This is a genomic window from Pseudarthrobacter sp. YAF2, from assembly GCF_052113345.1.
Taxonomy (GTDB): Bacteria; Actinomycetota; Actinomycetes; order Actinomycetales; family Micrococcaceae; genus Arthrobacter.
Window position 1 is genome coordinate 72,792 of the sequence record NZ_JBFRDA010000015.1, and the last position, 25,938, is coordinate 98,729.

At 65.9% G+C, this 25,938-nt stretch carries 26 protein-coding genes, 3 tRNA genes and 3 pseudogenes; 19 read left to right on the top strand and 13 right to left on the bottom strand.

The window, feature by feature from the left end; translation table 11 throughout:
• Window positions 1-48: 48 nt before the first annotated feature.
• The 4 genes from AB4Y79_RS16210 to AB4Y79_RS16225 all read right to left on the bottom strand — a co-directional run bounded on the left by AB4Y79_RS16210 (window position 49) and on the right by AB4Y79_RS16225 (window position 4,264).
• A complete protein-coding gene (locus tag AB4Y79_RS16210) occupies window positions 49-1,497 on the bottom strand; it encodes a C40 family peptidase (protein WP_441863875.1) in 1,449 nt (482 codons plus the stop codon).
• A gap of 210 nt (window positions 1,498-1,707) precedes the next feature.
• Window positions 1,708-2,166, bottom strand: a complete 459-nt coding sequence (locus AB4Y79_RS16215) for a metallopeptidase family protein (protein ID WP_441863877.1) — start codon at window positions 2,164-2,166, stop codon at window positions 1,708-1,710.
• A gap of 9 nt (window positions 2,167-2,175) precedes the next feature.
• Complete coding sequence (locus AB4Y79_RS16220; protein ID WP_441863880.1) at window positions 2,176-3,156, bottom strand: DMT family transporter; 981 nt, start codon at window positions 3,154-3,156, stop codon at window positions 2,176-2,178.
• Between the two features lie 91 nt (window positions 3,157-3,247).
• Window positions 3,248-4,264 (bottom strand): PHP domain-containing protein, encoded by a 1,017-nt coding sequence (locus tag AB4Y79_RS16225; RefSeq protein ID WP_441863883.1) that lies wholly within the window; start codon window positions 4,262-4,264, stop codon window positions 3,248-3,250.
• 164 nt (window positions 4,265-4,428) lie between these two features.
• On the opposite strand from AB4Y79_RS16225, the gene AB4Y79_RS16230 reads away from it, so the two are divergent.
• From AB4Y79_RS16230 to AB4Y79_RS16270, 9 genes are all read left to right on the top strand, one after another.
• Window positions 4,429-4,501: transfer RNA gene (locus tag AB4Y79_RS16230), tRNA-Glu, on the top strand.
• Window positions 4,502-4,592: 91 nt separating this feature from the next.
• Window positions 4,593-4,666, top strand: a tRNA-Asp gene (locus AB4Y79_RS16235).
• A gap of 48 nt (window positions 4,667-4,714) precedes the next feature.
• Window positions 4,715-4,790 (top strand) — tRNA-Phe (locus AB4Y79_RS16240).
• Window positions 4,791-5,543: 753 nt separating this feature from the next.
• Window positions 5,544-7,136 (top strand): glycoside hydrolase family 68 protein, encoded by a 1,593-nt coding sequence (locus tag AB4Y79_RS16245; RefSeq protein WP_441863886.1) that lies wholly within the window; start codon window positions 5,544-5,546, stop codon window positions 7,134-7,136.
• Between the two features lie 180 nt (window positions 7,137-7,316).
• Window positions 7,317-7,772: an Asp23/Gls24 family envelope stress response protein gene (locus tag AB4Y79_RS16250; RefSeq protein ID WP_441863889.1), complete on the top strand. Its 456-nt coding sequence runs from the start codon at window positions 7,317-7,319 to the stop codon at window positions 7,770-7,772.
• Window positions 7,769-7,960, top strand: coding sequence for a hypothetical protein (locus tag AB4Y79_RS16255; RefSeq protein WP_133831152.1), 192 nt, complete (start codon window positions 7,769-7,771; stop codon window positions 7,958-7,960). The genes AB4Y79_RS16250 and AB4Y79_RS16255 overlap by 4 nt, the downstream gene beginning before the upstream one ends.
• Window positions 7,957-8,337: a hypothetical protein gene (locus AB4Y79_RS16260; protein ID WP_441863891.1), complete on the top strand. Its 381-nt coding sequence runs from the start codon at window positions 7,957-7,959 to the stop codon at window positions 8,335-8,337. The genes AB4Y79_RS16255 and AB4Y79_RS16260 overlap by 4 nt, the downstream gene beginning before the upstream one ends.
• Window positions 8,334-8,972 (top strand): hypothetical protein, encoded by a 639-nt coding sequence (locus tag AB4Y79_RS16265; protein ID WP_441863894.1) that lies wholly within the window; start codon window positions 8,334-8,336, stop codon window positions 8,970-8,972. Before AB4Y79_RS16260 ends, AB4Y79_RS16265 begins: the two co-directional genes overlap by 4 nt.
• Complete coding sequence (locus AB4Y79_RS16270; RefSeq protein WP_441863897.1) at window positions 8,969-9,580, top strand: hypothetical protein; 612 nt, start codon at window positions 8,969-8,971, stop codon at window positions 9,578-9,580. Before AB4Y79_RS16265 ends, AB4Y79_RS16270 begins: the two co-directional genes overlap by 4 nt.
• A gap of 21 nt (window positions 9,581-9,601) precedes the next feature.
• Here the strand turns inward: AB4Y79_RS16270 and AB4Y79_RS16275 are convergent.
• A pseudogene (locus AB4Y79_RS16275) lies at window positions 9,602-11,406 on the bottom strand (glycoside hydrolase family 13 protein).
• 140 nt (window positions 11,407-11,546) lie between these two features.
• On the opposite strand from AB4Y79_RS16275, the gene AB4Y79_RS16280 reads away from it, so the two are divergent.
• From AB4Y79_RS16280 to AB4Y79_RS16300, 5 genes are all read left to right on the top strand, one after another.
• Complete coding sequence (locus AB4Y79_RS16280; RefSeq protein ID WP_441863899.1) at window positions 11,547-12,836, top strand: ABC transporter substrate-binding protein; 1,290 nt, start codon at window positions 11,547-11,549, stop codon at window positions 12,834-12,836.
• A 7-nt stretch (window positions 12,837-12,843) separates the two neighbouring features.
• On the top strand, window positions 12,844-13,881 hold the full coding sequence (locus AB4Y79_RS16285; RefSeq protein ID WP_308928765.1) for a carbohydrate ABC transporter permease: 1,038 nt from the start codon (window positions 12,844-12,846) through the stop codon (window positions 13,879-13,881).
• Entirely contained in the window at window positions 13,878-14,777 is a 900-nt protein-coding gene (locus AB4Y79_RS16290; protein ID WP_018763099.1) for a carbohydrate ABC transporter permease, read from the top strand. Before AB4Y79_RS16285 ends, AB4Y79_RS16290 begins: the two co-directional genes overlap by 4 nt.
• Window positions 14,774-15,025 (top strand): hypothetical protein, encoded by a 252-nt coding sequence (locus AB4Y79_RS16295; protein ID WP_441863903.1) that lies wholly within the window; start codon window positions 14,774-14,776, stop codon window positions 15,023-15,025. Before AB4Y79_RS16290 ends, AB4Y79_RS16295 begins: the two co-directional genes overlap by 4 nt.
• 126 nt (window positions 15,026-15,151) lie before the next feature.
• Window positions 15,152-16,204, top strand: a complete 1,053-nt coding sequence (locus AB4Y79_RS16300) for a LacI family DNA-binding transcriptional regulator (RefSeq protein ID WP_441863906.1) — start codon at window positions 15,152-15,154, stop codon at window positions 16,202-16,204.
• A 7-nt stretch (window positions 16,205-16,211) separates the two neighbouring features.
• On the opposite strand, the gene AB4Y79_RS16305 is transcribed toward AB4Y79_RS16300, so the two are convergent.
• Together AB4Y79_RS16305 and AB4Y79_RS16310 are read right to left on the bottom strand one after the other, a co-directional pair.
• Complete coding sequence (locus AB4Y79_RS16305; protein WP_441863909.1) at window positions 16,212-17,102, bottom strand: hypothetical protein; 891 nt, start codon at window positions 17,100-17,102, stop codon at window positions 16,212-16,214.
• Window positions 17,103-17,136: 34 nt separating this feature from the next.
• Window positions 17,137-17,943: an exodeoxyribonuclease III gene (locus AB4Y79_RS16310; RefSeq protein ID WP_441863911.1), complete on the bottom strand. Its 807-nt coding sequence runs from the start codon at window positions 17,941-17,943 to the stop codon at window positions 17,137-17,139.
• A gap of 162 nt (window positions 17,944-18,105) precedes the next feature.
• Here AB4Y79_RS16310 and AB4Y79_RS16315 point away from each other — a divergent pair, with 162 nt between their 5' ends.
• From AB4Y79_RS16315 to AB4Y79_RS16330, 4 genes are all read left to right on the top strand, one after another.
• Window positions 18,106-19,224, top strand: coding sequence for an enoyl-CoA hydratase/isomerase family protein (locus AB4Y79_RS16315; protein ID WP_441864003.1), 1,119 nt, complete (start codon window positions 18,106-18,108; stop codon window positions 19,222-19,224).
• Window positions 19,217-20,233: a 3-hydroxyisobutyrate dehydrogenase gene (gene mmsB, locus AB4Y79_RS16320; protein WP_441863914.1), complete on the top strand. Its 1,017-nt coding sequence runs from the start codon at window positions 19,217-19,219 to the stop codon at window positions 20,231-20,233. Before AB4Y79_RS16315 ends, mmsB begins: the two co-directional genes overlap by 8 nt.
• Window positions 20,230-21,006: an enoyl-CoA hydratase gene (locus tag AB4Y79_RS16325; RefSeq protein ID WP_441863916.1), complete on the top strand. Its 777-nt coding sequence runs from the start codon at window positions 20,230-20,232 to the stop codon at window positions 21,004-21,006. The genes mmsB and AB4Y79_RS16325 overlap by 4 nt, the downstream gene beginning before the upstream one ends.
• A 112-nt stretch (window positions 21,007-21,118) precedes the next feature.
• Entirely contained in the window at window positions 21,119-21,781 is a 663-nt protein-coding gene (locus tag AB4Y79_RS16330; RefSeq protein ID WP_441863919.1) for a DedA family protein, read from the top strand.
• A gap of 9 nt (window positions 21,782-21,790) precedes the next feature.
• Here the strand turns inward: AB4Y79_RS16330 and AB4Y79_RS16335 are convergent, their stop codons facing one another.
• From AB4Y79_RS16335 to AB4Y79_RS16350, 4 genes and pseudogenes are all read right to left on the bottom strand, one after another.
• A complete protein-coding gene (locus AB4Y79_RS16335) occupies window positions 21,791-22,576 on the bottom strand; it encodes a MerR family transcriptional regulator (protein WP_441863922.1) in 786 nt (261 codons plus the stop codon).
• Window positions 22,577-22,628: 52 nt separating this feature from the next.
• Complete coding sequence (locus AB4Y79_RS16340) at window positions 22,629-22,964, bottom strand: hypothetical protein (protein ID WP_441863925.1); 336 nt, start codon at window positions 22,962-22,964, stop codon at window positions 22,629-22,631.
• A gap of 141 nt (window positions 22,965-23,105) precedes the next feature.
• Window positions 23,106-23,309 (bottom strand): cold-shock protein, encoded by a 204-nt coding sequence (locus tag AB4Y79_RS16345; RefSeq protein WP_013599688.1) that lies wholly within the window; start codon window positions 23,307-23,309, stop codon window positions 23,106-23,108.
• 131 nt (window positions 23,310-23,440) lie between these two features.
• A pseudogene (locus AB4Y79_RS16350) lies at window positions 23,441-23,569 on the bottom strand (LuxR C-terminal-related transcriptional regulator); the annotation flags it as partial.
• On the opposite strand from AB4Y79_RS16350, the pseudogene AB4Y79_RS16355 reads away from it, so the two are divergent.
• Window positions 23,567-23,910 (top strand): annotated as a pseudogene (locus tag AB4Y79_RS16355) (GlcG/HbpS family heme-binding protein); the annotation flags it as partial. The pseudogenes AB4Y79_RS16350 and AB4Y79_RS16355 sit on opposite strands and share 3 nt — an antisense overlap.
• 134 nt (window positions 23,911-24,044) lie before the next feature.
• Here AB4Y79_RS16355 and AB4Y79_RS16360 read toward each other — a convergent pair.
• On the bottom strand, window positions 24,045-25,238 hold the full coding sequence (locus AB4Y79_RS16360; protein ID WP_441863929.1) for an acetyl-CoA acetyltransferase: 1,194 nt from the start codon (window positions 25,236-25,238) through the stop codon (window positions 24,045-24,047).
• Window positions 25,235-25,924 carry a CoA transferase subunit B gene (locus tag AB4Y79_RS16365; protein ID WP_441863932.1) on the bottom strand — a complete coding sequence of 230 codons (690 nt, stop codon included), beginning with the start codon at window positions 25,922-25,924 and terminating at the stop codon, window positions 25,235-25,237. The genes AB4Y79_RS16360 and AB4Y79_RS16365 overlap by 4 nt, the downstream gene beginning before the upstream one ends.
• Window positions 25,925-25,938 lie beyond the last annotated feature (14 nt).

Sequence of the window (25,938 nt, forward strand, 5' to 3'; positions counted from 1 at the left end):
CCCAGCACGGAATTCCAGGACAGGAAATGCCAAGCCCGGCAAAGCGGCTCAGTAGCGGGCAGCGTACGGGTAGAGGTCCATTCCCACCATGGAGCTGATGCTGGACACGGTGATGCCTTCCTGGGGATTGAGCGCCTGCACCACTTGGCCGTTTCCGAGGTAGATGGCCACGTGGTAGAAGTTCGGAGCCGAACCCCACACCAGGAGATCGCCGCGGCGCGCCTGCGAGATCGGGACGTGGACAGGGGCGGCAGCGTACTGCTGGGACGCGGTGCGCGGGAGGTACTTCCCGGCTGCGGCGAAGGCGTTCTGCACCAGGCCCGAGCAATCAAAGCCGTACACGCCGGTACCGCCCCACTGGTAGTAGTACGGCGCGCCGACCTTCCCCAGGGCGACGGAAATCGCTGTCTCGTAGGTGCCTGCGCCGGTTGACGGCGGCGTGGGTGCCGGCGTGGGTGCCGGTGCAGGGGCCGGTGCGGGGTCGGCCGGAACAGGGGCCGGGGCAGGCGCAACGGGGGCGGGAGCAGCGGGGGCGGCGGGCGGCTGGACGGCCACCGGAGCCGGGGCAGCCGGTGCCGGAGCGGCGGGTGCTGCGTCCTGGGCCGTCGTGTTCCGGGCCGGGGTGTTCTGCGCGGCGGCCTGGTCCTGCGCCGCCTTATCCTGTGCCGCTTTGTCCTGCGCTGCCTTGTCGGCAGCGGCGGACAACGCGGCAAGCCGGGCTTCTTCACGCTGCCGGTCCAGCGCATCCACCCGGGCCGATTCCAGCGCCACGGTGGTGTTGCGGAGCTGCGCCAGTTGGTCCACCAGGATGGTCCGCTGCGCCTTCGCGTCGGACACGGCTTTGGCCTGGGCGGCATTGGCCTCTTCGGCCTGGGACTTCCGCTGTTCGGCGGTTCTCGCAGCATCGTCAGCGGCCTTGGTGGCATCGTCTGCGGATGCCGTCAGGGAGCGGTAGGCGGTGGCCGCAGCGTCTGCAGCTTCAAAGGCACGGCTCCGGCTGGCGGACAGGGCTTCGAGCGTGGCGGCCTGCTGCAGGCTGTCCCCGCCGCCGGCCAGTGTTCCGAGAGTGGGGTTCAGGCCGCCGTTGCGGTAGAGGTCGCCGGCGAGTTGCCCCACCTGTTTCCGGGTCTTGTCCAGCTGTTCCTTCGCGGACGAGGCGCGGGCGGAGGCTGCTGACGCGGCTTGGGTCCGCTGCTGCAACTCCACCAACGCCTCGCTGTAGGAGTTGTTTGCCTGCATCGCCACCGCGAAGGCTGCCTGCTGGGCCGTGGAAGCGTCGGCGAGGATGCGTTCGATCGCGGTGACCTGGTCCGCCGTCGCGGTCTCGCTGGCTTTAGCCGCGGCAATGTCCTCCGGTGACGGGATGTCCGGAGACGCCGGAACGGACAGGGGCGCGGAAGGCGCCGGTACAGCAGCTGCGGGCGTTGCGGCGGAGGCAAAAAGTACGACGGCGGCGCACAGCACGGCCGTTTTGCGGCCGGATCCGGATAAAAGCATGTGCAGAGACCTCGCAACAATATGGCTGGGAGTGAGGTTCTGGATGCGGCACGACGGTACCCCTCAGCTGCTCGCCAGCAGTCCGAGGTTACGTGACTGGCTGCACATTGGCAACAGCAGTCACATCAATAACATAAACCACAAGTATGTCATTTACGGCGTTTGTTGAGGCGGCGTGTCGTGCGGTCAAGCGCGGGGGCCGGAGCCCTCTCAGCCCCAACCCAGCTCGTGCAGCCGGGCATCGGAAATGCCGAAGTGGTGGGCGATTTCGTGCACAACCGTCACGGCCACTTCGTGGATCACGTCGTCCCGGGAGTCGCAGATCTCCAGGATGGGGTCGCGGAAGATTGTGATGCGGTCCGGCAGGGAGCCGGCGTCCCACCACGAGTCGCGTTCAGTCAGCGGCACCCCTTCGTAGAGTCCCAGCAGCACGGCCTCCGGATTTTCCCCGGGGCCGGGGACATAGTCGTCCTCGATGAACACGGCCACATTGTCCATGGCGCGGGCCAGGCGGTCCGGAATGCTGTGCAACGCGTCCTGGACGGCCGTCTCGAACTCGTCCGCCGACATGGCGAATCCGGAGGGCCCGTCCGTGGCGGGCTCATGCGGGGCGGCTCCGTCCGGGCCGGAGGGGACAATCGGCAGGCCCGGCGGCAGGCTGGCTGGCATAGGTCGACTCTAGCCCCGAAGCGGCCGGCGGTGACCGCGGGGCGCCCGGGTCCTTCGCCGGGTCAGGCCAACGCCCACCAGGCACACAAGGCCGCCCGCCAGCCCCCAGGCCGTCGGGATCTCGCCCAGCACGAGCCAGGAGATGAGGACGGTGGTTCCGGGAACCAGGTAGGTGGTGGCAGCCAGCTTTCCTGCGTCCACCAGGGACAATGCGTAGGCCCATGTGGTGAACGCGATGGCGGTGGGAAAGACGCCCAGGTACACCAGTCCCCAGGTGGCCTGCGGAGGGGCGGCCTGCACCTCGGCGGCGAGCTGCCCGGCAAAGGGCAGGCAGCACAGCGCCCCCACCACGACGCCGAACCAGGTGGCCTGCGCCGCGGGGAACTTCCGCACCACCGGCTTCTGGATGATGACGCTCACTGCGGCGAGTACCGCGGCAAGGAGGCACAGCGCCACCCCGGCGAGGTCCGCCGTCGTACTGCCGCCCGGGGTGCGCGGCTGTCCCGAGCCTATGGCAATCATCGCGACGCCGGCGAAGGCCACCGTGCTGCCGATCAGCAGCCAGCGCGGAAAACCCTCCTTGAGGAAGATGCCGGCCATGATCGCCACCAGGATGGGATTGACGTTGATCAGCAGGGCGCTGGTGCCTGCGTCCAGGATGTGCTCGGCGGCGTTCAGCGCCACGTTATAGCCACCGAACCACATCAGGCCGTAGGCGAGGATGGGCAGCCACTCCCGTCCCCGGGGCAGCAGGCGGCTCCTCAGGAGTTGCGGCAGGACCAGGAAGGCCAGGACGACGGCGGCGATCGCCAGCCTGCCCAGCGTCAGGGGGCCGGGGGAGAAATGCGGGCCGATCGCGCGGATTCCCACGAAGGCCGAGGCCCACAGCAGCACGGTGACCGCCATCGCCGCCACGCCGAGGGCCTTAACCGGGGCGGCTGCGGCAGCTGGGGGAGTGAGGGGTTCGCGCGCGGGGCTGGTTGAGGGCATGAACCAAATGTAGCGGCGGCGGCGAAGCCCGGCTGGCGGGAATCGGCCATGTCTGTGCCCCAACATTGCGCCTGCGGATGACCGTCGTTGACTACTTCGAACCTGTCCAGGCCAGCAGCTTGTCCAACGGCCAAGTGGTGATGATCCGCTCAGCCGGAACGTTGTTACGGGCTGCCCGTTCGGCGCCGTACTGCAGGAAGTCCAGCTGCCCGGGTGCGTGGGCATCGCTGTCGATGGAGAACAGGCAGCCGGCCTCCAGGGCCAGCTGGATCAGGGCGTCGGGCGGGTCCTGCCGCTCCGGCCGGGAATTGATCTCCACGGCAACGTTGTGCTCTGCGCAGGCGGCAAACACTTCCTTGGCGTCGAATTCCGACGGCGGCCGGGTCCCGCGCGAGCCCTCCACCAGGCGGCCGGTGCAGTGGCCCAGGACGTTGGTTTGGGGATCGCGGATGCCGCCGAGCATCCGCGCGGTCATGGTCTTGCGGTCCGCGCGCAGCTTCGAATGGACGCTGGCCACCACGATGTCCAGGCGCTGCAGCAGTTGCGGTTCCTGGTCGAGTTCGCCCGATTCCAGGATGTCCACCTCAATGCCGGTCAGGAGCCGGGTGGGTCCGCCGTTGCCGTTAATGCCCGCCACCACGTCCAGTTGGTCCCGCAGGCGTTCGGGCGAGAGTCCGTTGGCGATGGTGAGGTTGGGGGAGTGGTCGGTCAGGGCCAGGTACTCCCGGCCCAGTACCTCCGCGGCGGCCACCATCAGCTCGATGGGGGAGCCGCCGTCGGACCATTCGCTGTGGCTGTGGAGGTCGCCCCGCAGCGCATCCTGGATCTCCACGCCGCCGCCTGCCAGTGGCTGGGCGCCCTTCTCCCGGAGGTCCGCCAGGTACTCCGGGACTTGTCCGTCCACGGCTTCCCGGATCACCGTGTAGGTCCGGTCGCCGATCCCCTTCATGGACTTCAGCCGCCCCGACCGTGCGCGGGATGCCACTTCGTCAGGTCCCAGGGTGGCGATGGCGGCGGCCGCCTTGCGGAAGGCCTGCACCTTGAAGGTGGCGGCGCGTCCGCGCTCCAGCCAGAAAGCAATCTCGTTAAGGGCTGCGACGGCATCCATCCGTCCATCTTGGCCCCTACAGTGGCGGAATGGCGGTGTTTTTGGCCGATTTTGGATAATTCCTGCAGAGGCCCTATAGTTGTTGAGTCCAGTTCGGAGAAACGCAAAGGACAAAGACGGAAAGCCTCGCTTGACGCCTTTTATTTTGTTCCGAACGGGTTCTGGCCCCCATCGTCTAGCGGCCTAGGACACCGCCCTTTCACGGCGGCGGCACGGGTTCGAATCCCGTTGGGGGTACGCAAGGAACTGGTCAAGCAGGCTGAGAAAGTCTGGTAGGCTGGAAGCCTTGAAAAAAGCGGTAGAGATACTGTGAAAGCAAGAAACGCAAGGCCCTGTAGCGCAGTTGGTTAGCGCGCCGCCCTGTCACGGCGGAGGTCGCGGGTTCAAGTCCCGTCAGGGTCGCTCTGATTGTTGGAAGTAATTCCGGCTCTCATGGTGACTAGTCACCTAGGCTCTGTAGCTCAGTTGGTAGAGCGTTCGACTGAAAATCGAAAGGTCACCGGATCGACGCCGGTCGGAGCCACCACTGGGAAGCATCAGTTCTTCGGAACTGGTGCTTTTCTTCGTTTAAGGCGCGACAATGTGCTCCACCGCATTCGCAGGCGACGTCCAGATGCATCTGCGCCACCGTGATTCATCTACGCGACCCACGTTCGTTTGCGCCATCCACATTCGTCTGCGCCACCGTGATTCATCTACGCGACCCATATGTGCGCGTCGTCACGGAATAACGGGGGCGAAGATGAATATGGGCGTCGTCAAACGAGGGCACCGCCCTGGATCACAGTTGCGCACACCCTCCAGCCAGGCGACATTGCCTGCGTTTCCGCCTCGGGCAGGGCCGGCATCGCACACGCACCATTCCCTGGCCCGACTACGGATGCCGCGCCGACGCCGGCCAGCAAGCGTGGCTTACGCAACATCTGGGCGCCGGGCAACAGAAAAATTCGTGCTGCCACGAAACATTTGACCTTCGCCAAACCGTTGTGGCACGCGCGCGCATTAGCTTGCGTAAGCGCTTGCATCCTACTCGCCGGTAGCTGTTTGGAGGCCCCGAAACAGGGTTTGAAATGCTCCCGGGATGCCGCCTAGCGTGGATCGCGGCCAGGGAAAGCATGCTTTCCATCTGCCCGGGGCCCTACCCAGGCCCTGCTGATTCCCGACACACAAAGGCGTCTCCGACGGCACCTGAGGTGTTGCCGGGGCCGCGGATGTTGTCGGGGCAATGGGCACACGCCCGTCTTCCACGAACAGTTACAACTCCGCGAGAAGAGCAACAATGCACAAGCACCCCCAAAACCGGATGCTGCGGTGGCGCTCCGCCGCCGCAGCATTGGCGGCTGCGGTCGCCGCCTCGGCCTTCCTGGCCGTCCCCTCGGCACAGGCCAACGAGCCGTCCGACCCGCCTGCCGTCCAGCAGATGCCGGCGCCCGCTCCGGGCTTCCCCCTCCCGACCGGACACACACAGCAGGCGTTCGATCCGGCGTCGGACTTCACCTCCAAGTGGACCCGCGCCGATGCCAAGCAGATCATGGCCCAGAGCGATTCAACGGTCGCGCCGGGTGAGAATTCCATGAGTCCCGATGTCACCATGCCGGAGATCCCCCAGGACTTCCCCACCATGAACGACGACGTCTGGGTCTGGGACACCTGGTCCCTTACCGACGAGAACGCCAACCAGATCAGCTACAAGGGCTGGGACGTCATCTTCTCCCTGGTAGCAGACCGCCACGCCGGCTACGGCTTCGACCAGCGCCACTGGAACGCCCGGATCGGCTACTTCTTCCGCAAGACCAACGCGGACCCGGCCAAGGACAAGTGGAACTACGGTGGCCACCTGTTCCTGGACAACACCTCCATCGGCAACACCGAGTGGTCCGGTTCCACCCGCCTGATGCAGGGTGACCACGTCAACGTGTTCTACACGGCCACCACCTTCCATGACATCGCAGAGCGCAATGCCGGCGGCGGCGGGATTGCTCCCGACGCTGCGATCGCGAAGGCCCTGGGCAACATCCACGCCGACAAGAACGGCGTCACGTTCGATGGGTTCCAGCACACGAAGCTGCTGGAACCGGACGGAAAGATGTACCAGACCAAGGCGCAGAACCCCGGCTTCGCGTTCCGCGACCCCTACACCTTCGTTGACCCGGCCCACCCGGGCAAGACCTACATGGTCTTCGAAGGCAACACCGGCGGCACCCGCGGCGATTACAAGTGCAAGGACGAAGACCTCGGCTACAAGCCGGGCGATCCGCACGCCGAAAACGTCAACGACGTCCAGAACAGCGGTGCTTACTACCAGACCGCAAACGTCGGCCTCGCCGTGGCTGACAACAAGGACCTCACCAAGTGGTCCTTCCTCCCGCCGATCCTTTCCGCGAACTGCGTGAACGACCAGACCGAGCGGCCGCAGATCTTCATCCAGAATGAGGGCGGGAAGAACAAGTACTACCTGTTCACCATCAGCCACCAGTTCACCTATGCGGCCGGCATGCGCGGTCCTGACGGCGTCTACGGCTTTGCGGGCGACGGCGTCCGGTCCGACTTCCAGCCGATGAACAACAGCGGCCTGGCGCTGGGGTCCCCGACGGACCTTAACCTCGCAGCCAACGCCCCGGAGAGCCCGTCCGCGAAGCAGAACGGCCGGCAGTTCCAGGCCTATTCGCACTACGTGCAGCCCGGCGGCCTGGTGCAGTCGTTCATCGACAACGTCAACGGCGTCCGCGGCGGCTCGCTGTCGCCGACCGTGAAGATCAACTTCCGCAACGCCGTATCCCAGGTTGACCGCAGCTTTGGCCGGAACGGCCTTGGCCCGTTCGGCTACCTGCCCACCAACGTCAGGGTGGGCGGCGAGGGCCTTTACAAGTAGGCCGCTTTTGCACCACCGCCGGTAATCCGGCGTATACCGCCCAGGCGGGGATGTCCTTGGGGGCTTCCCCGCCTGGGTCTTTCCATTGGGCACCACCTTCGGCGCGGCGGGCCGCAGTGTTTCCGGCACATCTGTCGCAGGCTGGGGATAGGGTGGAATCAATAGAAGGGGGAGTGCCTGATGGAATACCAGAACCCACAACCCGTGGTGCCAAGCCGTCCTGCCGCCAGCCCGGTGACGAGTCCGGGGCCGGGACGCACAGTAATCTCCGAAACCGCCGTGGCCAAGGTGGCGGGAATCGCGGCGCGGGCCGTCCCCGGCGTCTACTCCCTTGGCTCGGGCCCGTCCCGTGCACTGGGTGCCATCCGGGACGCCGTCGGAAGTTCGGACCACGCAGCCGGAGTCCATGCGGAGGTGGGCGAAACGCAGGTAGCCGTGGACATCACCCTGGTGGCAAGCTACGGGACCCCCCTGCACTCGCTGGCCGATCACGTCCGCGCCGCCGTCTACCGCGCCGTCGAAGAACTCGTGGGCCTGCAGGTCATCGAAGTGAACGTCGAGATCACGGACGTGTACGTGCCGCCGCCGGTCAAACCGGCAGCGCCGGCGGCTGTGGACCGGGAGGCATTGTTGTGAACCTCACCGTTGCGGGCACGGCCATGGGCGCCTTCGTGGCGTTCATGTCACTGCAATTCGGCTTGTGGGGATTCATCGTGTCCCTGCTCTTCATGGCCATCGGAGCAATCCTGGGCCGCGCCGCCGAGGGGAAGCTCGATCTGCGCGGCGTGATCGATGCCATCATCGGCCGGCGTTCGTCCTCATGAGTTCACCAGCGCCCGTTGCGAGTGGGCAGGCGCTCAGCGGCCATAACCGGATCAGCACCCAGGCATTGACCAGCCTCGCCAGGGCAGCAGCCGCCCAGGCCCTGGGCGTGGACGCGCAGGACATACGGGCGGATTGGACGGACGACGACGGCCTGCTGGCTTTGTCCCTCGTCGCGCCCATCAGCATCCCGCCTTTGCAGTCCGTGGTGCTGGATCCGGCGCGGGTCCCGGCATCCGGCGGCTCCATCTGGGACCGCACGGTCATGGCCAAGGCCGCCATCCTGGAGACCGTCTCGGAGCTCAGCGGCTCCAGGCTGAGCCGGGTGGATATCCGCATCAGCGGGGCAAAGATCAGCGCAGGAGGGCGGGTGCAGTGAGCAGCAGTGTGGAAAACCGCCGGGCAAGGGCCGGTTCCCGGGCGGGCAACGGGCCGGACATGCGCAGGATCACCTACCGCGAGACGCACTCGACGCGCGCCGCGGTCTCGGTCGTGGCCGCCGCACTGGTCCTGGTGCTGGCCGGTTACGGGGTCCTCGAATCCGGCGTCCATGCCGTCGGGCAGCCTGCCTGGCTGATTGAGCCGCAAGTGGCGGCCCAACGGATCGTGGATCTTCCTTCCGGCGTACCGCCGCTGCTCCTGGGTGCGATCGGTGGTGTGCTTGGCATGCTGGGTGTGATCTTCTTCCTCAACGGGATACTTCCAGGACGGCGGGCGCGCCACCTGCTGGCCGGCGGCCGCCGCGGTGGGTCCCCGGGCGCAGTGGTGGACGACGAAGTTGTGGCATCCTCGATCGCACGCCGTGCCCGGCTGGCCGCCAACGTCACGCCGGAGCAAGTCATGGTGGTGGTGTCCCAACGCCAGGTTTTGGTGAATGTCCGGCCCACCTCCGGTGTTGCGGTGGGCCAGGACCGGGTGCTTGCCGCAGTCAGCGATGAACTGGACCAGATGCAGCTGGAACCGGCCCCCGTTGCCCGCGTCAACGTTGCCCCGTCGGGGGTGATCGGAGCATGAACAGCACCCCTGCCCTGCTTAACCGCGTCCTCCTCACCCTGCTGGGCGTTGTCCTGCTGGCGGTGGGCTTGCTGCTGGTTTTGCTGGCAGCTGTGCCAGCTGTGGGCCCGTGGTGGCACGCCTGGGCATCCGGGGCATGGGACGGCATAAGCCAGGCCTTCAATTCCACCCGGTTTCCCGGTGGGCAGGAAAGCTGGCTGTGGATTGTGGTGGCGCTGGCACTGCTGGTCCTGATGGGCCTTATGGTTGCCTGGATTGCGCAGCAGGGAAAGGGCCGGGCAAACGTCCTTGTAGCTGAGTATGACCCCGGTGACGTTCCGGGCGATGTCCGAATCGGTGGCGGCGTAGCGGAGCAGGCCCTTAGGCAGGCCCTTGAGGGCCGCCCTGACCTCGCTGGTTTCTCCGTCACCACCTATGACGTGAAAGGCTCGCCCGCGCTGAAGGTCCGGCTTATGCCGCGCCAGGGTGTGGCACCACACCTGTTGGCCGCCGAGGTATCCGGGCTCCTGGACGCCTTGGAAGCTGTGGTGGGCAAGGAGATACCCGTCCTCATCCACATCGGTTCAGGGGCGCGGACGCGCTTCAGCCGGGCTGAGCGCGTCCGCTGATTTACATCCGGGTTTGTAGGGTCACTCCTGCAGCAGGTAGACGGTGCAGTCCACGGGAACTTCCCGCATCGCTGCCCGGTCTTCGGCCGGGTCGGGTCCGCTGGAGAGCGCTACGCTGTATCCGTTGGGCACGGGCGCCGAGGCGAAGCCCAGGTTGGACAGGACAATGACATCTCCGTTCCGGAACGCCAGCAGCCCGCTGTCCGGCGCGTGCTCATCGGTCCACTCCACCGTCCCCTTGCCGAGGTGGTGCGCCGACCTGAACGCAATGGCGGCCCGGTAGAGCTCCAGCGTTGAGCCTTCCTCGCCCTCCTGCTGGTCCGCAGCCAGGGGTCCGAAGCTCTCCGGCTGCGGGAGGCACGGCGCGGACGCCTGGCCGGAGTGCCCGCCGGAAAACCCGAAACCCGGTTCGCCCCCGGTCCACGGCAGCGGGACGCGGCACCCGTCACGGCCGATCTCGGCTCCGTGGGTCCTGAAAAATGTCGGATCCTGCCTGGCGGACGCCGGCAAGGTGGTGTGTTCCGGAAGCCCCAGCTCCTCGCCTTGGTAAAGGTAGGCCGAGCCCGGCAATGCCAGCGCGACCAACGTGGCGGCGCGGGCCCGGGCAAGGCCCAGGGCAGAGTCCGGCTGTTCGTCTCCGGCCCCAATGCCTTTCGGAAAAGTGGTGGGATCCTGGAGGCCGAACCGGGTGGTGTGCCGGACTGTGTCGTGGTTGCTGAGTACCCAGGTGGACGGAGCTCCCACGGATGCTGCCGCTGCCAGGGAAGCGTTGATGGCGTCAGCCATCCGCTCGGCATCCCAGCCGGCCAGCAGGAAATCGAAGTTGAAGGCCTGTTGCATCTCATCCGGCCTGACGTACCTGGCCAGGCGTTCGGCGGGTTCAACCCACGCCTCCGCCACCATCATCCGGTCGCCGCCGTATTCGGCCAGGACCCGGTTCCAGTCGCGGTAGATGGCGTGCACGCCATCCTGGTCGAAGAAGGGCGACGGCGGGTACATCGGTGAGACGGCCCGGTGCGGTTCCTGGGCATCGGTGTGGGCGTGGGGAGCGTCCCCGGGCAGGTGGCTGTCCCGGCGCGGGCCGGACGTTCCTTCCACCATCGCTGCGGCGCCGTCCCAGTCAGGCAGGCCTGCCGCCTTGACCAGGCCGTGGGCAACGTCCACCCTGAAGCCGTCCGCGCCGCGGTCCAGCCAAAAGCGCAGCACCGAACGCATCTCCTCCTGCACATCCGGGTTTTCCCAGTTCAGGTCGGGCTGCTTGGTGTCGAAAAGGTGCAGGTACCACTGGCCCGGCGAGCCGTCCGCTCCGGTAAGGCGGCTCCATGCCGGTCCGCCGAATATTGATTTCCAATTGTTGGGCGCCAGCCTGCCGTCCCCCGATCCCGGCACTTCGTCCTTGCCGTCCCGGAAGATGTACCTGTCCCGTTCCGGGCTTCCCGGGCCTGCCGCCAATGCTTCCTGGAACCAGGCATGCTCGTCGGAGGTGTGGTTTGGGACCAGGTCCACGATCACCTTCAAACCGCGGCGGTGAGCTTCCTGCAACATCGCATCGAAATCCGCCATGGTACCGAAGAGCGGATCCACCTGGCGGTAGTCCGCGACGTCGTAACCGCCGTCGGCCTGCGGCGACTTATAGAAAGGAGAGAGCCAAATGGCGTCCACGCCCAGCTTTTCCAGGTAGGGAGCCGGTTCAGGACGCCCCGCAAATCGCCCATTCCGTCGCCATTGCCATCGGCGAAGGACCGGGGGTAAATCTGGTAGACAACGGCGTCCGCCCACCATGCGGAGGGCACGGAACGCGATGCCGGAACGGACGGGTTGGGCATTTGGTTCCCCTAAGATAACTTTTTGATGTAAACGCTTGCATTCGAGACTGCAACCTTACTAGTGTGATGGTCACCACATCAACCTCACCTAGCAAGCGCACTGTCGACTTACTTGTCACTCAGCGAGGAGCTTCAAGCTAATGAAAACCCCGAGATTCCTGCTTCCGGCCGCCACGGCCGGCATTCTGGCCCTGACGTTGTCCGCCTGCGGTGGCGGCGGCGGAGGGGGCACCACCGGCGGGGGAGGCAGCGACGCTGACGCCAACCTCGACGGCCGCGGCCCCATCACGTATGTCCAGGGCAAGGACAACAGCAACGTCGTCCGTCCGCTTGTTGATAAGTGGAATGCCGCGCACCCGAATGAAAAGGTCACCTTCAAGGAACAGACCGACCAGGCCGACCAGCAGCACGATGACCTCGTCCAGCACTTCCAGGCCAAGCAGTCCGACTACGACGTTGTCGACGTGGACGTTGTCTGGACCGCCGAGTTCGCGGCCAAGGGCTGGCTGCAGCCGCTGAAGGACAAGATGGCGATTGACACCAGCGCCATGCTGAAGCCGACCGTGGACAGTGCCACGTACAAGGGCACCCTGTATGCAGCCCCGCAGACCTCGGACGGCGGCATCCTGTACTACCGGAAGGACCTGGTCCCCACGCCGCCCAAGACGTGGGACGAGATGATGAGCATGTGCTCCATCGCCAAGCAGAACAACATCGGTTGCTACGCCGGCCAGTTCAGCAAGTATGAGGGCCTGACCGTCAACGCTTCAGAGGCCATCAACTCCGCCGGCGGCTCAGTCCTTGACAAGGACGGCAAGCCCAGCGTGAATACCGCAGAAGCGAAAGCCGGCCTGGGTAACCTGGCCAAGGCCTACGCTGACGGGAACATCCCCAAGGAAGCCATCACCTACAAGGAAGAGGACAGCCGCCAGGCATTCCAGAGCGGCAAACTCCTGTTCCTGCGCAACTGGCCCTACGCCTTCAACCTGATCACCACTGAAGGATCCTCGGCGGTGAAGGACAAGACCGGCCTTGCAGCCCTTCCGGGCAAGAGCGGTCCGGGTGCGTCCTCGCTTGGCGGCCACAACCTCGCTACCAGCGTGTACTCCAAGAACAAGGCCACCGCACTGGACTTCATGAAGTTCATGACCTCCGCGGAGACCGAGAAATTCTACGCCACCCAGGGTTCCCTGGCTCCGGTCCTCGGCTCGCTGTATGAAGATCAGGAACTGGTTGCCAAGCTGCCCTACCTGCCGGTCCTGAAGACGTCCATCGAGAACGCCGTACCGCGTCCCGTAACGCCTTTCTACCCGGCCGTCACCAAGGCAATCCAAGATAATGCCTACTCCGCTATCAAGGGAGAAAAGACAGTGGACGCTGCACTTTCCGACATGCAGAACGCCATCCAATCCGCCGGTGCAGGATCGTAGTCCTGCCATGGCAACCGAACTAGGCCCGACGCCGGTTAAGTCACCGGCGTCGGGCGCTGCCCCTGCTCATCACGCGCCCAAGGGCGTTGGGGAAGACAACAGGATCGCAAGTCAGGGGCGCTGGGCGTCCTGGCTGCTCGCCCCGACCATTGTGGCCCTGGGCATTGTGATCGTGTACCCCATCGTCAGCGCGATCGTCATGTCCTTCCAGAAGGACGCCGGCCTTGACCCCGCCACCGGCCTGTTCACAGCCGGCGGCTCAGCCGGCATCCAAAACTATGTCAACTGGCTGGCGCAACAGTGTTCGGCGCCCGCCGGCGGAACAGTTGCCTGCCCGCCGGGAACCCTGGGCGGCCAGTTCTGGTCCGCCACCGCCACCACGTTCTTCTTCACCATCGTGACGGTGACGCTGGAAACGGTGCTTGGCTTCTGGATGGCCATGATCATGGCACGTACTTTCCGCGGCCGGAGCCTTGTCCGCGCAGCGGTTCTGGTGCCGTGGGCAATCCCCACCGCCGTGACGGCGAAGCTCTGGTTCTTCATCTTCGCCTTCGAGGGCATCGCCAACAAGCTGTTCAACACCACCATCCTGTGGACGGGCAGCGAGTGGCCGGCCAAATGGGCTGTGATCATTGCCGACGTCTGGAAGACCACGCCGTTCATGGCACTGCTGATCCTCGCAGGCCTGCAGATGATTCCGGCCGAAGTCTATGAGGCGGCCAAGGTGGACGGTGCGTCCGCCTGGCAGCGGTTCCGGCTGATCACCTTGCCGCTGGTCAAGCCGGCGCTGATGGTGGCGATCCTCTTCCGCACCCTGGATGCCTTGCGCATGTTCGACCTGCCGTACATCCTCACCGGCGGCGCCAACAACACCACCACGCTGTCCATCCTGGTCATCAACCAGATCAGGCAGGGCTTCAATTCCGCGGCGGCGTTGTCCACCATCACCTTCATCATCATCTTCCTCGTCGCCTTCATCTTTGTCCGCTTCCTCGGGGCAAACGTGGTTGAACAGAGCGGCGCCACAGGAAAGGGGAAGAAATGACAACGGCAACAGCAGACGCCACAGCGCTGCGGGCACGCCAGGACAAGGGCCGCAAAACTGCCCAGAACCGGGAGAAGTGGGCCCAGGGCAGGACCTACATCAGTGCTGTCGTCGTCCTGATCTGGTGCCTGGCGCCGGCCTACTGGATGGTGGTCACCGCCTTCCGCGAGGTGGGGTTCACGTACGACACGTCGATCCTTCCCACCCACGTCACCATGGACAACTTCATCACCGCCTTTGATACGTCATTCGGCAACCGGTTCGGACAGGCACTGCTCAACAGCGTGTTCATTGGCGGCGTGGTGACGGTGGTATCCCTGGTGATCGGCGTGTTTGCGGCCTACGCCCTGGCCCGGTTGAATTTCCGGTTCAAGTACCTGGTACTCGGCTTCATCCTGGGAGCTTCCATGTTCCCGGGCGTCGCCCTGATCACACCGCTTTTCCAGCTGTTCACCAACATCGGCTGGATGGGCACCTACCAGGCGCTGATCATTCCCAATATCTCCTTCGTGCTCCCGCTGACGGTCTACACCATGACCTCGTTCTTCCGGGAAATGCCGTGGGAGCTGGAGGAATCAGCCCGTGTTGACGGCTGCACCCAAGGGCAGGCCTTCCGCAAGGTCATCATGCCCCTGGCGGCGCCGGCGATCTTCACCACGGCGATCCTGGCGTTCATTTCATCCTGGAATGAGTTCCTGATTGCCAGCCAGCTGTCCAGCGACGCAACCCAGCCGGTCACGGTGGCAATCGCCAACTTCGCCGGTGCACAGCCGAACCAGATCCCGTACACGGCCATCATGGCCGCAGGCACCATCGTCACTATCCCACTGGTGATTCTGGTACTGGTCTTCCAGCGCAAGATTGTCGCCGGCCTCACGGCAGGTGCGGTCAAGTGACGGACCACGGTGCCCGCCCCCGCACACCCGCGGGGGCGGGCAACCGCAGCCGGCTGGTCAGGTCGGGCGAAGATTTCGACATCATCATCGGCTTTCTTGGTTTCTGGGCAGTGGTCCTCCTCGTGGTCACTGTATGGATGGAAATCACTGCGCAGCCGGCCATGGGCTGGGCTCTGGGCCTGCTCGCAACACTGCTGGCCTTGTACGGAATGGTGCGCCTGCGGCGTAAGCTTCCGGCCCGCAAGTAGGCGCATTCAAAGCAGCGGTCCCCGCCACAGTTATCACTGCCTGGCCGCGGAATGGAAAAATACGAGGCTTGGGGGTAGAGGCAGGGCCAACCGGCCTGCGCCGCGCAGGAGTTATGAGGGGACACGGTGGCACGCACAACGGAAAGGTCCCAACGGGGCGGCCATAATGGCGTCAGCATCGAGGACGTGGCGGCGGCCGCCGGAGTCTCAACCGCAACCGTCTCCCGCGCCGTGCGGGGCTTGCCCCGGGTTTCCCCGGCCACCAGGGAGAAAATACTCGAAGTGGCAGGGAACCTGGGGTACGTCGCATCGTCCTCCGCCTCCGGCCTCGCCACGGGACGCACCAAGACCATCGGCGTCCTGGCCCCGTTCGTCAGCCGCTGGTTCTTTTCCAAGGCCATCGAGGGCGCGGACCGCGAGCTGCACGCCCGGCATTACAACCTCTCCCTTTTCAACCTCGGCGGCCACGGCAGCAACCGCGAACGGCTCTTCAGCAAGACCATGGTCTACAAGCAGATCGATGCCCTGCTGGTCCTTTGCATGGCGCTCAGCCACGAAGAAATCGAACACCTGCAGAAGATCGACATTCCGTTGGTGGTGGTGGGTGGCCACGTTGAAGAGTGCCCTTACATCGGCATCGACGACTACGCGGCAGCCTCAACCGCTGTCCGGCACCTGATTGAGCTGGGCCACCGGGACATCGCCTTGCTGCATGGCGACGACGAGACCGACCTGAACTTCGATGTCCCCCGGGTGCGCATCCTGGCGTTCAAGGACGTCATGGCCGCCGCAGGCCTGCCTACCCGGCCGGATTGGGACGAGTGGGGCGACTTCACGGTGCGCAGCGGGCAGGAAGCCTTCCGCCGGCTCTGGACAGGTCCGGGGCCTAAGCCCACGGCGATCTTCTGCGCCTCTGACGAAATGGCCATGGGGGTCATCTTCGAAGCCAGCCGCCTCGGAGTCAGCATTCCCCGTGACCTGTCAGTGGTGGGCATCGACAACCACGACTTCGCCGATGCCATGGGCCTCACCACCGTTGGGCAACGCCCGGACGAGCAGGCTGAACTGGCCACCAAGATGCTCCTGGACGAACTGGACGGTGAAATCGGGTCCGTCCGGTCCACCGTCGCGCCGCATGAACTGATTGTCCGGCGCACCACTGCGCCGCCCAAAGGCTGAGAGCGCGTCAGGAGGCGCGCGCGAGCTGCCGGATGGGAATCCAGCGGGAGGCCAGCCGGCGGTAGGCGGCTGCGGCGCCGGTCATGTCACCCTCAGCCAGGCACTCAATGCCCAGCCTGATGTCCATGGGTGATTCGTCCGGGTACACCTTGTCTGCCACGGCACCGTAGTCCAGTTCCACCATGGAGTTCACATGGAACAGCTCCAGCCATTCGGTCAGCTGTGCCAGGTCATCAAGCATGTCCAGGTCCGGGGCGGCAAGCGCCAGGTTGGCCACGGCGTAGCGGGCCCGCTCCAAAGCATCGGTGATGGGCGCCCAGACCCGGACCGTGAGGATGCGGCCGGCGGCTTCCACCACGTCCTTGCGGTCGGATTCCATGAACAGCGAGAACCAGCTGAACGGGATGCCCCAGGTGGAGGCCCGCGTGTGTACCCGGATGGATCCGTCCCGTGCCTTCACCAAGTCAATCCGCCCCTGGTGCCGGTCCCGCTGTTCCTCGGGAATCAGCAGCTCGGCCAGCGGGCCATGGATCCCCTCCATCAACGCGTTGGCGGCCAGCCCGGCGCGCAGGACCAGTTGGCTGGGGCAATACAGCAACACCGGCCCGGTGCCCGCGGCAGCGCCGTCGTCGTCCGTTGCGCCTTCCGGTGCCGGCGCGGTGGTAACGCGCACCAGGTCGGTGCGCCCGGTGGGGAACGGATCCCCGCCGGAACGGGTAATCCGTCCCAGCGAGGCCAACAGTTCAGCATTTTCGACGGCGGCCCGGGAGGCCGAGCGTGCACCGGCGGCCTGGAGGGCAGGGCGTTGTTCGGCAGGAAAGGCGTCCAGCGGTTCGTAGACGCGCAGCGTGGAGGAAAATGGCAGGCCGGCCTGGCCCCGGTAGAGGTTTCCCGTCATGACGGTCTCCTTGGATGGGCGCAGGGGGCTGTCATCAGTCCGCCAATTCCACCAGCACGGGGGCGTGATCCGAGGCGCCCTTGCCCTTGCGTTCCTCGCGGTCGATCGAGGCGCCGGTGACGCGGGCTGCCAAAGCGGGCGAGGCCAGGACGAAGTCGATCCGCATGCCCTCCTTCTTGGGGAACCGGAGCTGGGTGTAATCCCAGTAGGTGTAGACGCCCGGGCCCGGGGTGTAGGGCCGGACCACGTCGGTGAAGCCGGCAGACTCAAAGGCATGGAACGCCGCCCGCTCCGGCGGGCTGACATGGGTGTAGCGGTTATTGACGAACAAATGGATGTCCCAGACGTCATCGTCGAACGGGGCAATGTTCCAGTCGCCCATCAACGCGACCTGCGCCTGCGGGTTGTCCGTCACCAGCCCCTGGGCGTGTGTTTTCAGGCTTTCCAGCCACTTGAGCTTGTATGGCATGTGTTCGTCGTCCAAGGAACGCCCGTTGGGGACATACAGGCTCCACACCCGGACACCGCCGCAGGTGGCCGCCATGGCGCGGGCCTCCTGGACCGGGTCCTTGCCCGCCTTGCCGAACGAGGGCTGGTCCAGGAACGTCCGCTCCACGTCCTCGAGCCCGACGCGGGAGGCGATCGCGACTCCGTTCCACTGGTTGACGCCGAAGTGGGCAACCTCGTAGCCCATGCGCTCAAAGAGTTCCCAGGGGAAGTTCTCGTCCTTGCACTTGGTCTCCTGGATGGCAAGGACGTCGCAGTCGCTGCGCTGGAGCCAGGCTTCAACACGGTCGGCGCGGGCACGGAGCGAATTCACATTCCAGGTAGCTATCTTCACGGTTCTTAACTTACCTTGGCAGCCCTGCGCCGGGTAAAGCCTCCCGGCTGCCCGGCCGGCACCACCCGTGCCGTTGGTCCCAAGCGTGAAGCGGCGGGTATATTCGCAACCAGAATGACCTGGACCACTCATCCGGCCACCATGCGAAGGAGCAGCCAGCCGATGACCGCAGCCAAGGGAATGGATGGTGCCGCCGGCAACGGGCACCCGGAAGTACTGTTTGAACGCCGCGGCAGGCTGGGCGTGGCCACGCTCAACAGGCCCAAGGCCGTGAACGCGCTCACCGCCGGCATGGTGGATCTGCTGCTTCGGCAGCTCACTGCGTGGGCCGGAGACGACGACGTTGCCACGGTCCTGGTGCAGGGCGCCGGGGAACGTGGACTCTGCGCGGGGGGCGACATCGTGGCCATTTACCGGGACATGCTGCGCGGCGGAAACCGGACGGCCGGCTTCTGGCAGGCCGAATACCGCCTGAACTCGCTGATCGCCCGGTACCGCAAGCCGTATGTTGCCATCATGGATGGCCTGGTCCTCGGCGGCGGCGTGGGGATCTCGGCGCACGGCAGCGTCCGGGTAGTCACGGAGCGGACCAGGATGGGGATGCCGGAAACCACCATCGGGTTCGCCCCGGACGTCGGCGGGACCTTCCTGCTCTCGCGCGCACCAGGCGAAGCAGGAACGCACGCCGCCCTCACCGGCGCGCATCTCGGCGCGGGCGATGCGTTGTTCCTTGGCCTGGCAGACCACTACGTCCCGTCCCCGTCGCTGCCGGACCTGGCGGCCGCCCTTGAGGACGACAGCGCGGAAGACGTCGTCGAACGTTATGCGGAACCGGCACCGCCCTCGCGGCTCGCCGGGCAGCGCGACTGGATCGACGCCTGCTACGCCTCGGATGATGCCGCGGACATCGTCAGCCGCCTCCGGGCCTGGGCCGGGCCCGGGCAGGAGGACGCAAGGGAGGCGGCCGATACGATCGAAACGAAGTCACCCACCGCGGTCAAGGTCACCCTGGCGTCGCTACGCCGGGCCGCCAGCCTCACGCTGGATGAAGCGCTGGTCCAGGAGTATCGCGCGGGGATCCGATTCCTTGCCGGTCCCGATTTTCGCGAAGGCATCCGTGCGCAGGTAGTGGACAAGGACAGGAAGCCGCAGTGGAAACCGGCAGCATTGGCTGACGTGCTTCCCGGGCAAGTGGACAGGTTCTTCGAGCCGCTGGACGGCGGGGAGCTGGAGCTGCACCCGCAGGCGCAACTGACACCGAAGGAGGCGGACCATGCGTGAAAAGGGAACCGTGGCCTTCCTGGGCCTGGGGCATATGGGCGGTCCGATGGCACTGAACCTGGTCCGGGCCGGCTATACGGTAGCTGGTTTCGACGTGGTGCCGGCGGCCGTCGAAGCGGCGCGGGAGCATGGTGTGCCGATGGCGGACAGCGCCGCTGACGCCGTGGCCGGGGCCGGCGTCGTACTGACTATGTTCCCCAGTGGTGGCCACGTCCTGGATGCCTACCGCGGCAACGCCGGACAACCGGGGCTGTTGGCCGCGGCGCCGCCGGGAACCATGTTCCTGGACTGCTCCACCATCAACGTCGATGAGGCCCGGGAAGCCGCGCGCCTGGCCGGTGAAGCGGGCCACCACTCCATCGACGCGCCTGTGTCGGGCGGCGTGGTGGGCGCCGAAGCGGGGACGTTGACGTTCATGGCCGGAGGTGAGGCCCGGGACTTCGATTCAGTTCGGCCGCTCCTGGAAGCCATGGGCAAACGCGTGGTCCACTGCGGTGGCCACGGCGCGGGCCAGGCTGCAAAGATCTGCAACAACCTCATCCTGGGTGTGTCCATGATCGCGGTCAGTGAGGCATTTGTCCTCGGCGAAAAGCTGGGTCTGAGCCACCAGGCCTTGTTCGACGTCGCGTCCGCGGCCTCGGGACAGTGCTGGGCGCTGACCACCAACTGCCCGGTCCCGGGGCCGGTTCCCGCCAGTCCTGCGAACAGGGACTACCAGCCGGGCTTTGCGGGGGCCCTGATGGCCAAGGACCTCAACCTTGCGGTCAACGCCCTCAACAGCACAGGAGTGGCGGGACAGATGGGGGCGCTCGCGGCCCGCATCTACGATAGGTTTGCCGCGGAGGGCGGTGACCGCGACTTTTCCGCCATCATCACGGACATCCGTGCTGCCTCGGGCCCGGCAGCCGCGGACACGGCAGCGGACCTGGCAGCGGGGAAGACAACAGGAACGGACACTGCGGGCCGGAGTCGGACCACAGCAGCACACGACGACGGGAGCCCCGAATGACGGAGTACGCCAACATCCTGGTGGAGCAACAGGGCAGGGTGGGGCTGGTGACCCTCAACCGGCCAGCGGCGCTGAACGCGCTCAACAAGGCCACCATGGAAGAGCTGGTTGCCGCTGTTACCGCGATGGATTCCGATCCCGACGTGGGCGCCGTGGTGATCACAGGCTCGGCCAAGGCGTTCGCCGCCGGAGCGGACATCAAGGAGATGGCGGACCAAGGCTACATGGACATGTACACGGCGGACTGGTTCCGCGGCTGGGAAGACTTCACCCGGCTGCGGATCCCAACCATCGCGGCTGTGTCCGGCTTTGCCTTCGGCGGCGGCTGCGAGCTCGCCATGATGTGCGACCTCATCATCGCGGGGGACAACGCGAAGTTCGGCCAGCCGGAAATCAACCTTGCCGTGCTCCCCGGGATGGGCGGTTCCCAGCGGCTCACCCGGGCCATCGGCAAGGCGAAGGCCATGGACCTGATCCTCACCGGCAGGTTCATCGGCGCCGAGGAAGCGAACCGGTGCGGACTTGTCTCCCGGGTGGTCCCGGCGGAGGATGTGGTGTCCGAGGCACTCAAAGCAGCCGGGCTGATCGCCGCCAAGTCGAAGCCGGCTGCCATGGCGGCAAAGGAAGCCGTGAATGCAGCCTTCGAAACCGGGCTGGCCCAAGGGGTCTTGTTCGAGCGGAGGCTTTTCCACTCGCTGTTCGCCACCGAGGACCAGAAGGAAGGGATGGCGGCGTTCACCGAAAAGCGTGAACCGCAGTTCAAGCACCGGTGACCCGGGGACGCCCTGTCCAGGACCTGGGGGAGCCTGACGAATTCCGTGGCCCGTATTGTGGACATGACGGACAACAGACGGCCATGCCAGGGCAGCGAACAGGGATAGACGTATGTGGACAACCATGACCGATGCAGCCAGCCCCACCGACGGACTCACGGGCATCGTGGGCTTCGCGGCGAGGGCTATCGACAGCCTGGGCGAGTGGGGCGTGGGAGCCTTCACACTGGCGGAGACGGTGGTGCCGCCAATCCCCAGCGAGGTGATCCTTCCCCTGGCCGGCTACCTTGCAAAGCAAGGTTCCCTCAACCTCCTCCTGGTCGTCGTCACCAGCACCCTGGGCGCATACCTGGGTGCCCTGCTGCTCTATTGGCTCGGCGCGAAACTGGGCCTGGAACGTTCAATCCGGTGGCTGTCCAAACTGCCCCTGGTGGACCGGGAGGACTTTGAACAGGCCACAGCCTGGTTCCGCCGCCACGGCAGGTCATCCATCTTCTTTGGCCGCCTGCTCCCCGGGATCCGCAGCCTGATCTCGCTGCCGGCCGGCGCCGCCGCAATGCCCGTAGGAACATTCAGCCTCTTCACCCTTGCCGGCAGCGGTCTGTGGAACGGCGCCCTCATTGGCCTCGGCTACCTGCTGGGCACCCAGTACCAGCTCATCGAGAAGTACTCACATTTCCTGAACTATGCCGTCTACGCGGCGCTCGCCGTTGCCGTTGTACTGCTCATTGTCCGGCGGGCCAAGAGGGCCAAACGCGTCGACGCCAACCGCTGACAGGTGCCCCTAGAGGTGCTTCCCGGCAAAGATGCGAAGGGCGCTCCGCACGAAGGCAGCCCCGTCCACGCCCCCGTAGTTGGCGGCGAAGCGCGGATCCGCGACGTACATGTCAGCCAGTCCGGTGACATATCCCTTGATGTCCCCGCCGGTGTCCGCAGCGGGCGTTCCAGGAATGGACTGGAGCCAGGCCACGTGCCTGCGTGCCAGGTCCTGTGCCTCGGGACCATCCGCCGGAACTCCTGAAGCGCCGGCAGCGATCCAGTCCCTGCCCAGGTCTTCCACCCTTGACTTCCAGGCCCGTTTTTCTGCCGCGTCCATCCCGCGCCACCATGCGTCGGACGTGGCGTAGGCTTCCTTGCCCCAGCGTTCCTCGACCTCGTCCCGGTACTGGGTGTGGTCGAAGCCGTCAAACATGTTCTCGGCCATCAGTTGGCCTCCTGTCTTTACTGTTTCGATGGTTTGCCGCACGGATTGTGCCTGCCGGGCCAGCCGTTGCTGCTCCTTTCCCAGCCACTCGAGGTGGCGGGTGAGTGCGGCGACGGGATCGGCGTGGCGCTGGAAGACCTCGGCGATGGCCGGCAGGCCCAGGCCCAGCTCCCGCAGCAGAAGGATCCGCTGCAGCTGAAGGAGGGCGGCGCCGTCGTAATAGCGGTAGCCGTTGCCGCCCAACCGGCTGGGCTTCAAGAGCCCGATGTCGTCGTAGTGCCTGAGCGTGCGGCTGGTGGTGCCGGCCATCCTGGCCACATCCTGGATGGGCCAGTCCCGTCCGCCGGTACCTCGGATTTCTTCCATGTCCCTGAGCCTAGGGGTTGACGCAGCGTCAAGGTCAAGGGCGGCTGTCCGCTTACTTGGCTGGACCGTTTCGCGGTCTCCGGGGCCGGGCCTGTGCCACCAGCCGCGTGAAGGCAAAGACAAAGATGGATTCGAACATCAGCATGAGGCCCACCAGCAGCCACTGCTGCCGGGCGATGAACACGATGCATCCGGTAAGGGCCAGGATTGTGCCCAGGGCCAGGGCGTAAACGGCGAAGCCGACGGCGACGCGCGCGCTGCGTACACCGGTACGGAATCCGAATCCGTGGGGTTCCCCGCCGGGCTGCCCCGGCACGCGGTCAGGGGCGGCGGGCCCGAGCGCGTCGAACTCCGCCCACGGATCCTTGTCCTGGTCCTGTCCGGTCATGGGTCAATTATCCCAAACCGGCAGTGCGGCAGAAAAACAGTGTCGCAGATAAACAGTGCCGCAAAAAACAAGCGGCCCCTCCAGCTTTCGCTGAAGGGGCCGCCGGATGGGGTCCCGGCAGTTGCCGGAGCCGCCGAAGACTTAGAGCGGGCGGATGTTCTCTGCCTGCGGACCCTTGGGGCCCTGGGTCACATCGAATTCGACCTTCTGGTTTTCGTCCAGTGAGCGGTAGCCGCTGCTGGCGATTGCCGAGTAGTGGGCGAATACGTCAGCGGACCCGTCATCGGGGGCAATGAAGCCAAAACCCTTTTCGGCGTTGAACCATTTAACTGTGCCTGTTGCCATGGCTGCATTCCTTCATGTGACTCTGATTCTCTCCCCGGAATCGTCCCGGGGTGCGCGGGAGTTAGTCCCCCACAGTCCCCAACGTACGGGGCGCAGGCCTCGGGTGCAAGGGTAACGGCCATAATGTGCTGTTAACGCATCCCCTCACGGCGGATGGCGGTAGCAATAGCGGCCGCCCGGGTGTCCACCCCGAGCTTGGCGTAGATGTGTGCCAGATGCGTCTTAACAGTGGCTTCGGAAATGAACAGCCGCCGGCCGAGCTGCCCTTCGTCACGGTGGCGCTGGTCGACCGCTTCGGCACGGTCCAGGCACTGCTCCGGGGAGACAACGCTGCGGCCCACACCATTGAGGCCGCAAAGCAGAAGGCCTATACGGCGGCAGCCTTCGGCGCACCCACCAGCGAGCTGGCCAAGCGCGTCAACGGCAATGGCGCCCCTCCATCGCCGACTTGCCGGGCACCCTGTTCCTTGCGGGCGGTGTCCCGCTGAAGGTCAATGGCGTTTCCGTTGCCGGCATTGGTGTCGGCGGGGCGCCGGATGGCGCCTTGGACGAAGCCTGTGCAGCTGCCGGCGCCGAGGCCATCGCGGGGGCCGCTAAGTAAAGCGAAGCGGCTGCCGGCCGGCGTCTTGCGCTCCCGGGGCACTTTGGCACGGACACGCCGTCCGTTATGACTCCGGGCAGGCGCTGGCGGGGTCAAAGTGCCCTGCGACGGCGGCGGCCCCTGATCCCGCGACGTCAGACGGCTTCGAGGATGCTGACGTAGTTGGCGATGCCGACCCCGCCCATGTTCTGCACGGCTGCCCTGCGCGGGGCCGCCAACTGCATGTCGCCGGCGGTGCCGGTGAGCTGCATGGCGGCCAGGACGTGCTGCGAGACGCCTGTGGCGCCCACCGGGTGGCCTTTGGCCTTGAGGCCGCCGGAGACGTTGACTGGCAGTTTGCCGTCTTTGTAGACCCAGCCCTCCTCGATGGCGCGGGCACCTTGGCCGGGGGCAGTCAGGCCCATGGCCTCGTACATGAGCAGCTCGGCGATGGTGAAGCAGTCATGGACTTCGGCGAGGTCCAGGTCTTCGAGCCCGACGCCGGCCATCGCCAGGGCGCGCTGCCAGGACATGCGGGTGGCCTCGAAGGCCGTGGGATCGCGGCGTGCAGCAGGGAAGAAATCGTTGGCCTGGCCAAAGCCGGCGAGCCGCACCGGGGCGGTCGCGCCGCCGGTGGGCGAGGTGGAGAGGACGACGGCGGCTGCACCGTCCGAGACAGGGGAGCAGTCGGTGCGGCGCAGGGGGTCGGCCACCATCGGGTTCTTGTCCGAGACGGTCCGACAGAACTCCTCGCCAAGGTCCTTGCGAAGCTGGGCGTACGGGTTGTCAACGCCGTTGCGGTGGTTCTTCGCAGCGATGCTGCCCAGGACGTCGCCCAGGGCGCCGGCGGCAGCGTAGCGCTTGGCGTAGTGCTTTGCCACCTCGGCGAAGAGCCCGGTGAAACCGGTGGTGGACTGTTTGCCGGCCATGTCATAGTCGGCCCCGAGCAGCGCGGCACCCACCACGTCTGCCCCGGCTTGGGTCATCTTTTCCGCACCGATCACCAGTACCGTCTTTGCGGTGCCGGCCAGCAACGATTTGGTGCCCTGCTGGAAGGCGGCCGAACCGGAAGCGCACGCATTCTCCACACGGGTGGCAGGGACGTTGGCCAGGTCCGGGGAAACCTGCAGGGCCAGCGACGACGGGAAGGCAAGCGGCATCATGCCAGCGTTGAACTGGCCCACGTAGACCTCATCGATCTGGCCGGGCTCGACGCCCGCGTTTGAGATTGCCTCGGAAGCCACCTGGACAATCAGGGACTCTAGGGTGTCGTCCGTGAGCTTCCCGAACCTGCTGTGCCCCCAGCCGGTGATCAGGACGTCCTTGCCGAACTGGTCTTTGAGGCTCATGCTGTAGCTCCTTCAAAGGTGGGTGTTGAGCCGAGGGAGGTGGCGACGTCGAATGCGGCTTCGGTCTTCCCGCGGATCTCCTCCACGGTGACTCCCGGCGCCAGTCGGGTCAGCGTCAGCCGCCGCCCGCCGTCGTCCGCCTTGTATAGATCGAAGACGGCGAGATCGCTGATGATCCGGTCCACGCAGCTCAGGCCCGTGAGGGGGAGGGTGCATTCGCGGACAATCTTAGCCGTGCCGTCCTTGGCGTTGTGCTCCGTGAGGACCACCACCCGCGGGGTGCCGGCCACCAGGTCCATGGCTCCGCCCATGCCCTTGACCATCTTGCCCGGGATGGTCCAGTTGGCCAGGTCGCCGTTGCCGGAGACCTGCATGGCGCCCAGGATGGCCACCTTGACGTGGCCGCCGCGGATCATGCCGAACGAGGTGGCGGAGTCGAAGATACTGCCGCCGGGCAGGACCGTGACGGTCTGCTTGCCGGCGTTGATCAGGTCCGCGTCCTCCTCGCCCTCATACGGGAAGGGTCCCATGCCCAGCAGCCCGTTCTCGCTCTGCAGCACCACCCGCACGCCCTCGCGCAGGTTGTTGGCCACCAACGTGGGAATGCCGATCCCCAGATTCACGTAGTCGCCGTCGTGCAGTTCCTCGGCCGCGATCGCAGCCATTTCATCCCTGGTCCATGCCATGGCGAAACTCCTTT